At 71.6% G+C, this 14,617-nt stretch carries 12 protein-coding genes and 2 pseudogenes; 4 read left to right on the forward strand and 10 right to left on the reverse strand.

Annotation, left to right across the window (positions count from 1 at the left end):
* Positions 1-69 precede the first annotated feature (69 nt).
* Positions 70-3,470 (reverse strand): annotated as a pseudogene (locus QUE51_RS15775) (pyruvate carboxylase).
* Between the two features lie 77 nt (positions 3,471-3,547).
* On the opposite strand from QUE51_RS15775, the gene QUE51_RS15780 reads away from it, so the two are divergent.
* Entirely contained in the window at positions 3,548-4,372 is an 825-nt protein-coding gene (locus tag QUE51_RS15780; protein ID WP_286277291.1) for a ParA family protein, read from the forward strand.
* A gap of 725 nt (positions 4,373-5,097) precedes the next feature.
* On the opposite strand, the gene QUE51_RS15785 is transcribed toward QUE51_RS15780, so the two are convergent.
* The 8 genes and pseudogenes from QUE51_RS15785 to QUE51_RS15820 all read right to left on the reverse strand — a co-directional run.
* On the reverse strand, positions 5,098-6,006 hold the full coding sequence (locus QUE51_RS15785; RefSeq protein ID WP_286277292.1) for a cyclase family protein: 909 nt from the start codon (positions 6,004-6,006) through the stop codon (positions 5,098-5,100).
* 143 nt (positions 6,007-6,149) lie between these two features.
* Entirely contained in the window at positions 6,150-6,695 is a 546-nt protein-coding gene (locus QUE51_RS15790) for a MerR family transcriptional regulator (protein ID WP_286277293.1), read from the reverse strand.
* A gap of 97 nt (positions 6,696-6,792) precedes the next feature.
* Positions 6,793-7,494 (reverse strand): transcriptional regulator FtsR, encoded by a 702-nt coding sequence (ftsR, locus tag QUE51_RS15795; RefSeq protein ID WP_286277294.1) that lies wholly within the window; start codon positions 7,492-7,494, stop codon positions 6,793-6,795.
* A gap of 2 nt (positions 7,495-7,496) precedes the next feature.
* Positions 7,497-8,000, reverse strand: coding sequence for an FHA domain-containing protein (locus QUE51_RS15800; RefSeq protein WP_286277295.1), 504 nt, complete (start codon positions 7,998-8,000; stop codon positions 7,497-7,499).
* A gap of 15 nt (positions 8,001-8,015) precedes the next feature.
* A complete protein-coding gene (clsA, locus tag QUE51_RS15805; protein ID WP_286277296.1) occupies positions 8,016-8,651 on the reverse strand; it encodes a cardiolipin synthase ClsA in 636 nt (211 codons plus the stop codon).
* 50 nt (positions 8,652-8,701) lie between these two features.
* Positions 8,702-9,277, reverse strand: coding sequence for a hypothetical protein (locus QUE51_RS15810; protein ID WP_286277297.1), 576 nt, complete (start codon positions 9,275-9,277; stop codon positions 8,702-8,704).
* Positions 9,278-9,426: 149 nt separating this feature from the next.
* Positions 9,427-10,266 (reverse strand): PDZ domain-containing protein, encoded by an 840-nt coding sequence (locus QUE51_RS15815; RefSeq protein ID WP_350226788.1) that lies wholly within the window; start codon positions 10,264-10,266, stop codon positions 9,427-9,429.
* Positions 10,267-10,389: 123 nt separating this feature from the next.
* Positions 10,390-11,072 (reverse strand): annotated as a pseudogene (locus QUE51_RS15820) (trypsin-like peptidase domain-containing protein); the annotation flags it as partial.
* Positions 11,073-11,206: 134 nt separating this feature from the next.
* Between QUE51_RS15820 and QUE51_RS15825 the strand changes: the two are divergent.
* From QUE51_RS15825 to QUE51_RS15835, 3 genes are all read left to right on the forward strand, one after another.
* A complete protein-coding gene (locus tag QUE51_RS15825) occupies positions 11,207-12,247 on the forward strand; it encodes a M4 family metallopeptidase (protein WP_286277300.1) in 1,041 nt (346 codons plus the stop codon).
* Positions 12,244-12,486 (forward strand): protealysin inhibitor emfourin, encoded by a 243-nt coding sequence (locus QUE51_RS15830; RefSeq protein ID WP_286277301.1) that lies wholly within the window; start codon positions 12,244-12,246, stop codon positions 12,484-12,486. The genes QUE51_RS15825 and QUE51_RS15830 overlap by 4 nt, the downstream gene beginning before the upstream one ends.
* A gap of 208 nt (positions 12,487-12,694) precedes the next feature.
* Complete coding sequence (locus tag QUE51_RS15835) at positions 12,695-13,135, forward strand: hypothetical protein (RefSeq protein WP_286277302.1); 441 nt, start codon at positions 12,695-12,697, stop codon at positions 13,133-13,135.
* On the opposite strand, the gene QUE51_RS15840 is transcribed toward QUE51_RS15835, so the two are convergent.
* Positions 13,104-14,018 (reverse strand): NUDIX domain-containing protein, encoded by a 915-nt coding sequence (locus tag QUE51_RS15840; RefSeq protein WP_286277303.1) that lies wholly within the window; start codon positions 14,016-14,018, stop codon positions 13,104-13,106. The genes QUE51_RS15835 and QUE51_RS15840 overlap by 32 nt on opposite strands.
* Between the last annotated feature and the right edge of the window lie 599 nt (positions 14,019-14,617).

Below are 14,617 nucleotides of genomic sequence, written 5' to 3' on the forward strand. Positions count from 1 at the left end.
GGGTGATTGCCGCGCGGCGCACCGCCGAAGTTCCCGTGTCGCCGGGTCTCGGCCGTGTGGCGGTGCCGATCAGGCGGGGTCGACCTCGACCACCAGGTCGCCCGCCTCCACCTGCTGGGTCGCGCCGATCGCGAGGCGGCGGACGACGCCCGCGATGGGGGTGGTGATGGCGGCCTCCATCTTCATGGCCTCGATGGACGCCACCGCCTGTCCAGCGGCGACGCGGTCGCCCTGCTGGACCTTGATCGTCACGACGCCCGAGAACGGCGCCGCGACGTGCCCCGCCTTGTTCGGGTTCGCCTTCTCCGCCGAGGTGACCTCGACGTCCACGCTCCTGTCGCGCACGGCGATCGGCCGCATCTGGCCGTTGAGGGTCGTCATGACGGTGCGCATGCCCTTGTCGTCGACCCCGCCGACGGCTTCGAGTCCCACGAAGAGCTGCACGCCTCGCGCGATCTGCACGGTGTGCTCGGCGCCCGACTGCAGGCCGTAGAGGTAGTCGGCCGTGTCGAGCACGGACAGGTCGCCGTACTGCTCGCGCACCTGCTCGAACTGGCGGGTCGGGCCGGGGAACAGCAGGCGATTGAGCGCCGAGCGCCGCGTGGCGCTGTCCGCCTCGAGTGCGGCACTGTCTTCCGCGCTGAGGTCCTCGACCGACACGTCGACCGTGCGACCCTCGAGGACCTTGGAGCGGAAGGGCTCGGGCCAGCCGCCCGGCAGGTCGCCGAGCTCGCCGGCCATGAAGCCGATTACCGAGTCCGGGATGTCGTACTTCTGGGGGTTCTGCTCGAAGTCGTCCGGGTCCGCACCGACGGCCGCGAGGTGCAGGGCGAGGTCGCCCACCACCTTCGACGAGGGCGTGACCTTCGGGATGCGGCCGAGGATGCGGTTCGCCGCCGCGTACAGGTCCTCGATGAGCTCGAACCGGTCGGCGAGACCGAGCGCGATCGCCTGCTGGCGGAGGTTGGAGAGCTGGCCGCCCGGGATCTCGTGGTGGTAGACGCGGCCGGTGGGGCCGGGCAGCCCGGACTCGAACGGCTTGTACTGGGCGCGGACGGCCTCCCAGTACGGCTCGAAGTCGGCGACGGCCTGCAAGGACAGTCCGGTGTCGCGCTCGGTGTCGGCGAGGGCGGCGACGAGCGCGGACGCGGACACCTGGCTGGTCGTGCCGGCCATCGCGGCACTGGCGACGTCGACCGCGTCCACACCTGCCTCGCTCGCTGCGAGGAGGGTGGCGAGCTGCCCGCCGACGGTGTCGTGGGTGTGCAGGTGGACGGGCAGGTCGAACCGCTCCCGGAGAGCCCGGACCAGCTTGGACGCGGCGTACGGGCGGAGCAGACCCGCCATGTCCTTGATCGCGAGCACGTGCGCGCCCGCCTCGACGATCCGATCGGCCAGGCGCAGGTAGTAGTCGAGCGTGTAGAGGTCCTCGGCCGGGTCCAGGAGGTTGCCGGTGTAGCAGACCGCGACCTCCGCCACGGCGCCGCCGGTCGCGCGCACGGCATCGATCGCCGGCCGCATCTGGTCGACGTCGTTGAGGGCGTCGAAGATACGGAAGATGTCGACGCCGGTGGCGGCCGCCTCGCGGACGAAAGCGTCCGTGACCTGGGTCGGGTACGGCGTGTAGCCGACGGTGTTGCGCCCGCGCAGCAGCATCTGGATGGCGATGTTCGGCATCGCCTCGCGAAGGGTTGCGAGCCGCTCCCACGGGTCCTCGCCCAGGAAGCGCAGCGCCACGTCGTAGGTGGCGCCGCCCCACGCCTCGACCGAGAGCAGGCCGGGGATGCTGCGCGCGTAGTAGGGGCCGACCGCGGCGAGGTCCCGCGTGCGCACGCGCGTCGCGAGCAGCGACTGGTGGGCATCCCGGAACGTGGTGTCGGTCACCGCGAGGGCGGTCTGGGCGCGGAGGTCCGCCGCGAACCCCTCGGGCCCGAGCTCGAGGAGGCGCTGGCGGGACCCGGCTGGCGCGTCGAGCGACAGGTCGACGGCGGGCAGCTTGTCGGCGGGGTTCGCGCCGCGGGGGCGACCCCCACGGCTGGTTGACGGTGACCTCGGCGAGCCAGCTGAGGATCCTCGTGCCGCGGTCCCGCGACGGGTTGGGCTGGATGAGCTCCGGTCGCTCGTCGATGAACGACGTCGAGAGGTCGCCGGCGACGAAGGACGGGTCCTCGAGCACCGCCTGCAGGAACGAGATGTTCGTCGAGACACCGCGGATGCGGAACTCGGCCAGGCCGCGCTTGGCCCGCGCGACGGCGGCGGCGAAGTCGCGTCCGCGGCACGTCATCTTGGCGAGCATGGAGTCGAAGTGGGGGCTGATCTGGGCGCCCTGGGCGACGGTGCCGCCGTCGAGGCGGATGCCCGCGCCACCCGGCGAGCGGTAGGTCGTGATCTTGCCGGTGTCCGGGCGGAAGCCCTGCGACGGGTCCTCGGTCGTGATGCGGCACTGCAGCGCGGCGCCCCGCAGGTGCAGCTGGTCCTGGGTCAGGCCCAGGTCGGCGAGGCTCTCCCCCGACGCGATGCGCATCTGGGACTGCACCAGGTCGACGTCGGTGACCTCCTCGGTCACGGTGTGCTCGACCTGGATGCGGGGGTTCATCTCGATGAAGACGTGCTCGCCTGCCCGCTCCCCCACCGTGTCGACGAGGAACTCGACGGTGCCGGCGTTCTGGTAGCCGATCGCCTCCGCGAACGCCACGGCGTCGCGATAGAGGGACTGGCGAATGGAGTCGTCGAGGTTCGGGGCCGGCGCGATCTCGATGACCTTCTGGTGCCGGCGCTGCACCGAGCAGTCGCGCTCGAAGAGATGCACCGTGTGGCCGGAGCCGTCGGCCAGGATCTGCACCTCGATGTGCCGGGGCCGCAGGACCGCCTGCTCGAGGAACATGGTGGGGTCGCCGAAGGCGCTGTCCGCTTCGCGCATCGCCGCGGTGAGGGCATCCTCAGCTCCTCGCGGGCGTTCACGCGGCGCATCCCGCGCCCGCCGCCGCCCGCGACCGCCTTCGCGAAGACCGGGAAGCCGATCTCCTCCGCAGCCGCGATCAGCTCGTCGAGGTCCGCAGACGGCGCGCTGGACTTGAGGACGGGAACGCCTGCGGCCTTCGCGTGCTCCTTCGCGGCGACCTTGTTGCCCGCCATCTCGAGCACCTCGGGGGCGGTCCGATGAAGGTGATCCCCGCCTGCCGGGCCGCCTCGGCGAGCTCGGGGTTCTCGCTGAGGAACCCGTAGCCGGGGTAGATCGCGTCGGCGCCGGACTCCTTGGCGACGCGGATGATCTCCGCGACATCCAGGTAGGCCCGCACCGGATGACCGGGCTCGCCGATCTGGTACGCCTCGTCGGCCTTCAGCCGGTGCATCGAGTTGCGGTCCTCGTACGGGAACACCGCGACGGTCTTGGCGCCGAGCTCATAGGCCGCACGGAACGCGCGGATGGCGATCTCGCCACGATTGGCTACCAGGATCTTCGAAAACACGCGAGCCCCTTCCGGCGCCCGCGCCGTTCCGTCTGTCGTTTGGGTTCACTCAGACTACTGAAGGTATCTTGGTCCCCGTGCATGTCCTGAGCGTCAGCTCCCTCAAGGGTGGAGTGGGCAAGACCACCGTCACCCTCGGTCTCGCGTCCGCCGGTTTCGCCAAGGGCCTCAGCACCCTCGTCGTCGACCTGGACCCCCAGTCGGACGTGTCCACCGGCATGGACGTGCAGGTGCAGGGCCACCTCAACGTCGCCGACGTGCTCGCCTCCCCCAAGGAGAAGGTCGTCCGCGCCGCCATCGCGCCGAGCGGATGGACGAAGGGCCGAACCGGCACCATCGACGTCATGGTCGGCAGCCCGTCCGCGATCAACTTCGACGGGCCGCACCCGAGCATCCGCGACATCTGGAAGCTCGAGGAGGCGCTCGCGAGCGTCGAGCACGACTACGACCTCGTCCTCATCGACTGCGCCCCTTCGCTCAACGCGCTCACCCGCACCGCTTGGGCGGCGAGCGACCGCGTCGCCGTCGTCACCGAGCCGGGCCTGTTCTCCGTCGCCGCCGCCGACCGCGCGCTCCGTGCGATCGAGGAGATCCGCCGCGGCCTCAGCCCGCGCCTCCAGCCGCTCGGCATCATCGTGAACCGGGCCCGCATGCAGTCCCTCGAGCACCAGTTCCGCATCAAGGAGCTCCGCGACATGTTCGGGCCGCTCGTGCTCACCCCGCACCTGCCCGAGCGAACCTCCCTCCAGCAGGCGCAGGGCGCCGCGAAGCCGCTCCACATCTGGCCGGGCGAGAGCGCCCAGGAGATGGCGCGGATGTTCGACCAGCTCCTCGACCGAGTGCTGCGCACCGGCCGGGTCGGCGAGTACGCCGAGCTCGAGGCGAAGGGCGCCCGGGGGTAGGTTCCCTGCCGCCAGATCGCGGTCGCTTGAGGCGGGTGCGCTTTGGGGAAGGTTGCGTCGGTGGGCGCGGCTGGACAGCGGTCGATTCAGCCGGGTGCGTCCGGAGAAACCTCGGGTCCGTGCGTCGCGGCTGGTGTCCGAGTCGCCAGCAGGTGTGCATGCTGCCGTGTTCGCGGCTGTCGTGTGGGTTTCATCGCTCGCGGGGTCCGCCCCCAGCGGAGGCGGACCTCCTCGACGGGGCGTGCGAGGGGCAACGGGTCCAGCCCTTGCTTAAGACGGGAAGCCGGCGGGCTGATCGGTCGGCGTCGTTCCGGCCTTGAGGCCGAGCGCGTGCCGACCCACCGCGCGCGCTTCCCTTCGCCGAGCGCGCTCTGTAGCACCGAGCGCGCTTCGTCTTCGCCGAGCGCACCCCGTGGCACCGAGCGCGCCCTGTATACGGGGTGCGCTCGGTGGTTCAGGGTGCGTTCGATGGCGGACGGGTGCGCTCGGTGTTACGGGGCGCGGTCGACGGTCGGGTTTTCCCATCGACTCAGCTACCCGCGAAGCTTCTGCGCGCGCGTGGGCCGGTCGTCGAGCGCGGTTTCTGTCGCCGAGCGCAGGGTGGGGACGGGCCGCGCTCGGCGGCCGCTCGTCGAGCGCGGGGCGTGACGACGAGCGCGGGGTGAGTACGGGGCGCGCTCGTCGTCTCGGGCCGCGCTCGGTGGTGCGGGGCGCGCTCGGCGCGTCTACGGGAGGACGGCGAAGGCGCGGACCGGGAACGTGCCGAAGCCCTCGACGCGGGGCGGCACCGCCGTGAAGGTCGCGCCGCTCGGCGGGACCTGGCCGAGGTTCGTCAGGTGCTCGACCACCGGGATCCCTGCGGCGAGCAGCAGCGAGTGCGCCGGGCGCCGGCCCGCCGCCTCTGCGGACGTGTCGTCGATGTTCAGGGAGTCGATGCCCACCAGCGCCGCGCCCTGCTCGACCAGGTAGGCGGCGCCCTCCTCCGTGAGGAAGGGCGCGCCCACCGCGTACTCCTCGGTGCCGAAGTGCCGGTCCCAGCCGGTGTGCAGCAGGACCGCCGCGCCGCGCACGTCGCGCTCGGCGATCACCTCTGCCGGGATGCCCCGATCCCGGGCATCGGTCAGCCGGAACACCTCCGCGGACAGCCCGACCAGCTGGTCCAGCGACAGGGACGCGAGGTCTCCCCCGTCGGCGTAGCGGTGGAACGGGCTGTCCAGGTAGGTGCCCGTGTTGCCGATCATCGTGATGAGGTCCATCCGGAACTCGGTGCCCGGCGCGTACACGGTTCGGGAGGCCTCGCGCGTCAGGTGCGGGGTGACGGTGGGCGCCGGCAGCCCGGGATAGGTGACGAGCCCTTCCCGGATCGGGTGGCTGAGGTCGACCAGGGGTGACGCGGCGGACGCGACCACCGGCGCGACTCCGCGGCTGCCCTTGTGCGGCTCCTCCACGATGGTGAGACCGGAGAGCGTGACCTCTCCCACAAGGGCGAGCCCGAGGTGCCGCACGAACAGGCGGCCGATCTCCGCCTCGGACAGGTCCGCCGACGGAAGGTCGAGGCGGAAGCCGTCCGCCGACATCCCTCCCCCGTTGGCGAAGCGGACGACGGCATCGAAGACGGCGCGGTACTCGGTCATCCCCCGAGCCTGGCACACGACTGAGGTTCGCTCGGATCCGTTACGCAGGGAGAACGGAGGGCGTCCGGATATCGGCGAAGGGTGTCAGGATTCCCACCGGCGACTGAGGAGCGCCCGCAGGGCGCGTCTCGAAACCCTCGGGGTCAGCCGGCGACGCGCGTGGCGCGGCGGACGGCGAGCTCGTCCTGCGGGTCCATCGTCTGCGTGTCGAGCTCGACGAGGCTCGACTCGACCTCGCGGAGGACCTTGCCCACCGCGATGCCGAAGACGCCCTGGCCGCGGCTGACCAGGTCGATGACCTCGTCGTTGGAGGTGCAGAGGTAGACGCTCGCGCCGTCGCTCATCAGCGTGGTCTGGGCGAGGTCGTTGACGCCGGACTCGCGGAGCTGGTTGACAGCGGTGCGGATCTGCTGGAGGGAGATGCCGGTGTCGAGAAGACGCTTGACGAGCTTGAGAACGAGGATGTCGCGGAAGCCGTAGAGCCGCTGCGATCCGGATCCTGCAGCGCCGCGGATGGTGGGCTCGACCAGGCCGGTGCGGGCCCAGTAGTCGAGCTGGCGGTAGCTGATCCCGGCCGCCCGAGCGGCGACGGCACCGCGGAAGCCCGCGCTGTCCTCGAGGTCCGGCATGCCGTCGGTGAAGAGCAGCCCGAGATCGTAGCGATCATCGCTACGGCTGAGTTCACTCATTGGGCTGGCCTACCGTTCATCTCTGGGGACTTGTCCACGGTACCGACCCGGAGAGGCTGCGGCAACGACATCGGGTTTTCCGATTCGGCGTGTCGCCTCACGCGCCGAGCCGGTCGAGCGCGCTTCGGATGAGGCTGGCGCGTACGATATCCAGCTGACTGGCGAGCTCCAGGGCCAGTTCGGCGCCCCGTGCTCGGCTTGCTCCGTCCCGCCGTTTGATAGCCGGAAGCACCGCGCTCTCGAGGAGTCCGGCCTCCCGCTCGGCGGCCGCGCGGAAGCCCCGCAGGTGCCGGGGCTCGATCCCCACCCGGCGCAGCTCGGTGAGGGCCTTGAGCACTCCGAGGGCATCCTCGGTGAAGGTCTCAGCGGGTGGGATGAGCGAGGCGGAGACGGCCTCGTCCAGCAGGGCGGACGGACACGTCGCCTCGCGGAGCAGCTCGTCCCGCGTGAGCCGTCGCTCGGACCCGAGCATCGAGGGCGCCGCCTGGGCGGTCGCACCCGGCCAGGCCGGATTCCGGCCGGCATCGAGGTCGGCCAGGTAGGAGCGGATGATCTTGAGCGGCAGGTAGTGGTCCCGCTGCATGGTCAAGATGAGGCGGAGCCGCTCCAGATCACGGGGCGAGAACTTGCGGTAGCCGGACTCGGTCCGTGCAGGCGACACCAGCCGCTGCTCCTCGAGGAAGCGCAGCTTCGACGGGGACAGGTCCGGGAACTCGGGCTTCAGCTTGGCGAGCACCTGCCCGATGTTGAGCAGGGTGGGTGCGGCCGCCCCCGGGCTCCGGGCGAGGGAGGTCGACATGCTCAGCGCGCGCCCGCGTGGGCCAGGTCGTGGCGGGACGCGTAGAAGGTGAGGCGGAACTTGCCCACCTGCACCTCGGCGCCGTCGGTGAGGAGTGCCGTGTCGATCCGGACGCCGTCGTAGTACGTGCCGTTCAGGCTGCCGAGGTCCTTGACCTCGAACGCGGTGCCGCGGCGGATGAACTGGGCGTGCCGGCGCGAGACCGTGACGTCGTCGAGGAAGATGTCCGAGCTCGGGTGACGGCCCGCAGTGGTCACGTCGGCGTCGAGCAGGAAGCGGGCCCCGCTGTTGGGCCCTCGGCGGACGACGAGGAGAGCGGAGCCGGACGGGAGGGCCGCGATCGCCGCCTGCTCCTCCGTGTTGGTGCGGGTGTCGAGCGCCGCGACCTGGCTGAGGAAGTCGTCCCCGAACGAGGCCGTCGTGTCAGCGCTGACGTGGGAATCCGGCACCCGAGGGCTCCGAGGATCGCCAGGACGACCGGGAACACCGTCGCGGGATTCGACCATCGGGGACTACCTCCTTTAGCGGAACACCCTAGCGGATCGAGCGGCCACGTCGTCCGGCGTGGTGCGGATCACGCGGATGGTCTCGACCGCGTAGACGATGCCCGCCCACCAGTAGAGGAACGCTCCCCAGAGCGCGAACGCCCAGCCGATGGGCGTTGCGACGGGCGACACCGCGGGGAACGCCTCCCCCAGCACGAGGATCGGCAGGGCGTAGAAGAGGCAGAAGGTCGCGATCTTGCCGAGGTGGTGCACCGGCAGCGGCCCGAAGCCGTTGTTCGCGAGGATGATGCCGAGGACGGCGAGCATCACGTCGCGTCCGATGATCACGGCCACCAGCCACCACGGCACCAGCTCCCGGGCGGCGAGGCCGAGCAGGGTCGCGAAGATGTAGAGCCGGTCGGCCGCCGGGTCGAGCAGCTGACCGAGGCGGCTGACCTGGTGCAGCCGGCGGGCGAGGTACCCGTCGAGGTAGTCGGTGGCGCTCGACACGACCAGTACCACGAGGGCGGCGACGTCCTGCTCGGCGAGGAGAAGGCCCAGGAACACCGGGACCAGGGCGAGCCGGGCGAAGCTCAGCACGTTGGGCAGGGTGAGGATTCGCTGGGACACCTCCGACCCATCCGCGCCCGCGGCCTGCGGCGCATCGCTCACGCCCGCCAGCCTACCGGGCCGCGGTTCCCGGCGGACCGGGCCGGCGGGGCTCAGGCGACCCGGTCCTCGAGGGCGGCGAGCAGGGCGCTCGCAGTGTCGTACGCGTCCTGCGCCAGCGGGGCGCACGCGTCGGTCGCCTCCCAGTTGCACTCCTGGTCGTTCCACTCCAGGGCCGCGTCTGCGGCGTCGGCGGCCGCGCGACCGGCCGGCGCGAGCGCGTCGAGCTGGGCGGTGTCCAAGCCCTGGTCGCCGACGCTCTCGAACAGCTCGGCGATCGTCTGCCCGACGGCCACGGCGGAGTTGAGGGCGCCGTAGCAGAGGTACTCGCCGTCGATCGCCGCGTCCACGGTGCAGTCCTTCGCCGCCCATTCGCCGAGGGCGGCGCGGAGGTAGTCCTCGGACCCGTCGAGAGAGGTGAGCCAGTAGACGGCCATCCCGGACGGGATGTCGTCGCCGGCTGAGTCGCCGACGCTCTCCGCCGGCACCTCGGCCGGATCCGCGGGTGCCTGGCTCGCGGTGGCCCCAGGCGACGCCGGAAGGGCCGGCGCGCATCCGGACAGGAGGATCGCGACGGCGGCGATCGTGAGTCCGGTGACATGGCGGGCGGACAGCAGGGAGGTTGTCATGGCTTCGACGCTACGGAGGCGGAGCACGGCGTCGGCGCGTCCTTCGCGCCATGCAATCCGGCTGCAACCAGGGGAAACAGGCGCGGCCGGAAACGCGAGGGGCGGCAGGACCGAATGGCCCTGCCGCCCCTGTCGGGTGGATGGATGGATCAGAACTCGGCGTAGAAGCTGCCGACGGCGCGGTTCATCGCGTCGACGTCCGCGTCGGTGAGCATCGTGAAGCTCAGCGTCACGAGGTAGTCGCCCGCCTTGGAGTAGCCGCTGAGGACCAGGAAGTCCGCCTTGCCGCCGCAGCCGGTGTAGTACCGGTAGGTGGCGTCGTGCACTCCGTCGTCGAAGGCGTCCTCCGAGTCGAGCGTGCAGCCGGAGCTGTCGGCCACGTCCTGGTAGAGGGCGAACCAGTCGTCCGGCGTGGAGCCGGCCGCGTTGGAGGCGACCACCGAGAGGCCCGGGACGTCCCAGCTGCTGTTGTAGGCGTCGAGGTCGGGGCTCGCCTCGATGCGGGCGTACGAGGCGCCGTCGAAGGCGTCGAACGTGCTGGTGTTGAGCTCCCAGCTGTCGTCGACGTCCACCGCGAGGGAGCCGCTGTCGTCCACGACGGTGGCGAAGCTGCCCGGGTCACCGGCGCCGCCACTGCTGGTGCCGCCGCCGGCCTGCGGGACGCTGACCGCCTCCAGCGGGTCTCCGTTCATCTGACCGCGGTAGTACACGTCCTCGGAGGGGCGGTACACGTCGATCGCGAGGGTGGCGTCCTGGCCGTGGGTGCGGAGGACATCGCAGTAGTCGGCCATCGTGCCGTCCGTGCCGAGGCTCACGCCCTCCATGCGGGTGAGCAGGTCGCCCGGCTCCACGCCGGCCTTGTCCGCGATGCCGCCGGAGGCGATCGAGTTCACCCAGATGCCGAGGCCATTGCCCTCGTCGTCGGTGATCGCCGTGCCGTTGATGCCGAGGCTCTGGACGTTCTCGCCCTTCGCGAGCTGGTCGAGCACCTCACGGGCCTCCGCCGCCGAGATGGCGAGATTGGTGTCGTAGGTGTCGTTGCCGGCGTAGTTGATGCCGACGACGCGACCCTTGGTGTCGACCAGGGGTCCGCCCGAGTTGCCGCCGCGGATGCGGGCGTCGTGCTCGATGACGTGGTCGATGGAGGCCCACTGGGTGTCCATCTCGGTGTCCGCCTTGGAGATGATCCCCTTGGTCATGTTGAACGTCGGGTCACCGAGGGGAAGCCCGCCGTGTAGACGTCGGTCGCGACCTTTGGGTCGCCCTCGAACCAGCTCATCGAGGGGTAGCCGTCGCCACTCAGGTCGATCACCGCGAGGTCCAGGCACTCACTGGAGCCGAGCACCTTGGCGTTGAGCGTCTTCGACTGGTCGCCGCCGCGCCACACCTTCAAGGTGCCGGCGCCGACGACGACGTGGTTGTTGGTGACCGCGAGCCCGCTCTCATCGATGATGAAACCGGACCCGCGGCCGGCGGCTTCATAGCCGCCCTCCGGCGTGACGAAGGTGCCGACCGACTCGATCTGGATCGTCGCGGACTGCACGCCGTCGAATCCGACCGACTTGCCGTCGCTGGTGTCGCCACCTCCCCCGCCGGTGATCCCTCCGAGGGGGTTTGCGAAACAGGAGGTGAGCGCGAGCGCCGTGGCGGGAACTGCGATCAGGGCGGCCACGCTGCGGCGGACCCGGGTCGAGCGGGCGGTGCGGCGCGACCCGGCCGGGGCGGCCGAGGAGGACAGGGCGCCGAGCTCGGCGCGAGCGGATTCGGACGGGGCCGAGGTGGTGTGTGCAGTCATGGGGGGAACGCTATGGAGGCGCACCAGGGGCGTTGTGGCATCGATCCCGGATGCAATATCCGTGCAATGGCCCCGTAAAACCGGGGAAGTCGGCACCTCTGGACCCACTCTCCGCGCACGGGGAGAATCAGGGAATGCGCCACAGCATCGTGCCTCCCTACCTTCTCGAGCGGATTGCGGCGTCGGCCGAGGAGCAGGAGCTCGCGGTGGTGGCGCGAGCGGCCCGGCGCGCGCTGGTGGGAGCAGGCACGGTGCACGAGGCACGGCGCACCCCGCTGCTCGGAACATTGCAGCCCGCTGCGCGGTCGGGCCCGCAGCGCACGATCTTCGACGCCGAATCGACCGAGACCCTGCCGGGCGTTCCCGTGCGGCGGGAGGGCGAGTCGGCGGAAGGCGACCCCGCGGTCGACGAGGCGTACGACGGGCTCGGGGCGGTGTTCTCCTTCTTCGGCGAGGCCTACTCCCGCACCTCGATCGACGGGCGCGGGATGCCCCTCCGCGCGACCGTGCACTACGGCGAGGAGTACGACAACGCGTTCTGGGACGGTGAGCGCATGGTGTTCGGCGACGGTGACGGGGAGATCTTCCGCAGGTTCACGGTGTCGCTCTCGGTGATCGGCCACGAGCTGGGCCACGGCGTCACCCAGTTCACCGCGGACCTCCGCTACGAGGGGCAGTCCGGGGCGCTCAACGAGTCGATCTCAGACGTCTTCGGCGTCCTGGTCGAGCAGCACGCACGCGGGCAGGACGCCGCCTCCGGCAGCTGGCTCATCGGCGAGGGGCTCTTCACGGACAGGGTGAAGGGGTTCGCCCTCCGGTCGATGGTGGCGCCGGGCACCGCGTACGACGATCCGGTGCTGGGCAAGGACCCGCAGCCGCGCCACATGGACGAGTACATCGTCACCGACGACGACTCGGGCGGTGTGCACCTCAACTCCGGCATCCCGAACCGCGCGTTCTCGCTCGCGGCGACGGCCATCGGCGGCACCTCCTGGACGGGCGCAGGCGCCGTCTGGTACGAGGCGCTCACCTCCGGCTCCCTGCCGGCGGACTGCGACTTCGCCAGGTTCGCGACCGCCACCGTCACGGCGGCGGGGCGCCGCTGGGGCGGGTCCTCTCGTGAGCGCGAGGCCGTGGTGGACGCCTGGCGCACCGTGGGGATCGAGCCGGGATGATCGTCGTCACCGTCAGCCGCAGCGGCGGCATCGCGGGCATCACCCGCCGCTGGACCGTCTCGCTTCCCGAGGACGACTGGGAGGAGCTGTGGGAGCGCCGACAGCAGCTGGGCACCGACCCCACGTCCCGGGACCGCTTCGTCTACCGGGTCGCGGACGGGCGCCGCAGCGTCGTGATCGCCGAGTCCCTGCTCGACGACCACCTTCGCGCGATGATCCTCCAGCAGAAGCACTCCTGACGCGCTTTTGAGAAACCGGAGGCGGCTCCTGACCGAATCACGGAGATCCCGGGGCCGGCGGGCGTGGATCCGCGTGGGTCGGCCTGGTCGCCCGCCAACCTCCGTGGTTCGGTCAGCCGCGGTCGGCCACTGCCCGTCGCGCGGCGCCGCGGCCGACGCGCCGACCCGTCCCTGGAGGATGACGGAGGCCGGAAGTACCGTGGACCGCATGTCGTGCATCCGCTTCAACACCCCCGCCATGCGCCGGCAGATGCGCGACGGCGGCATGGGCCTCGACGCCGGCGACGCCGCGCTGCTGCACCTCTCCCCCGCCGTGACGGACAGCAAGATCGAGCGGCTCCGCCTGCTCGCCGACAGCCCGAACCCGAAGATCCGGGAGAGCGTCGCCAGCAGCCGCAACACCCCGGAGGACCTGCTGCGGCGCCTCGCGAAGGACCCGGACGAGGGCGTCCGCTCCTGCGTGGCGCGCAACGAGACGACTCCGTGCGACGTGCTCAGTGAGCTCGCGACGGACTCCGCCGAGAAGGTCCGCGGCTGGGTCGCCCTCAACTACTTCGTCCCGGAGGACGCCATGGCGGTCCTGTCCGAGGACCGCAGCAAGGTGGTCCGCGGGCTCGTCAGCTGGAAGGCGTCGATCGCGGAGCGCTGAGCGCCTCGTCGATCAGATCCCAAAGCCTGCCCGGCCCGAGGACCCTGGCGCCGAGTCGCTCGACCCGGTCGCGGAGTCCACGATCCGCGGTCACCACGGTGACCCGCTCGGGCGCGTCCGAGGAGCCGACGAAGTCGACGACGGCGCCGTCCCCGTCGCGGGGTGCCCGGACGATCTCGACGTCGGGCTGATCGGGCGCCGCCTTGGCCTCACCCTCGAGCACCGCGGCGACGCGCGGCCACCACACGGAGCCGGGGAGGCCGAAGTCGGCGGAGGGCATCCCGGCGCCGGCCAGCGCGCTGAGGCCCCCGAGCACGCGCCCGGCGGCGCCGGCCCGGTCGCGCCACCAGCCGTCCGGGCGGGAGCCCATGACGTTCGCGACATCGACGAGCAGGGTCGGCCGGACGCCGAGCAGCCCGCGGAGCATGGGCCACGAGTCGGCGAATCCCGGGTGCAGGGGCAGTGAGTCGACCTCGTCGTCGGGCACCCAGCGGAGCGCGATGCTCTCCGCATCCCCTATCACCGGGACGAACGGCTCCTCCACGGTCGCGACGACGGTCGTGTAGCTCCATGGGGGCAGCTCGAGGCGGCTGGCGAGGCGCAGTTGCAGTGCCCCAGCCGGAACGCCCGCCTCCTCACCCGCTTCGCGCACGGCCGCCTGGACGGGGCTCTCGTCCTGGTGCCGCGCGCCGCCCGGAAGCCCCCAGGTTCCGCCGAAGTGGCTGTAGCCGGCGCGGTGCTGCAGCAGCACCCCGGCCTCCGGATGCGCGACGAGGAGTCCTGCGGCGCCGTAGCGCCCCCAGAAGCGGCGGCCGTCCGGAAGCTCGACCCACTCGTCGCCCGAGCCGAGCGGGCGCCGCGGCAGGCCGTTCCCCGTGTCCACACTCCACCCTCTCACGGTGTGCCGCGAGTGCCCCTGGGAGGTGGAGCGCTTCGTAACGTTGGCGGGGGTGGCGAGGTGGGTGGGGTTCGACCCTGGCGCACCGGGAGGGGGCACGGGCCTCCAGTTGAGGCTTAAGACGGAGGAGGTGGTCGGCTCCTGAGGCATGTCCCGCTGGGCGCGTCGAGCGCGCCCCGAGACACCGAGCGCGCGGAGCCGCCGCCGAGCGCGCCCTGAAGCACCGAGCGCACCCTGTATACGGGGTGCGCTCGGTGGCACGGGGCGCGCTCGGCGAAGAAGGGGCGCGCTCGGTGTGCCCGGCGAGGAAGGGCGGGCGCCGCCGAGGGAGGGCGGACGTCGGTGAGGAGGGGCGGGCGGGGCCACGGCGACGCTACGTAGTGCCGTGCCGTGCCGAGCGCGCCCCGAAACACCGAGCGCGGTCCGGGCAGCATCGAGCGCGGTGCGTGTCGACGAGCGCGCCCCGTCTACGCCCCGCGCTCGTCGATACACACCGCGCTCGGCGTACGGACCGCGCTCGGCGTACGCGGGGCGCTGTGCGTACACCGTGCTCGGGGTACGCACCGCGCTCGGCGTAGGTCCCC

Origin of the sequence: Naasia aerilata, assembly GCF_030296595.1 — a bacterium.
GTDB lineage: Bacteria > Actinomycetota > Actinomycetes > Actinomycetales > Microbacteriaceae > Naasia > Naasia aerilata.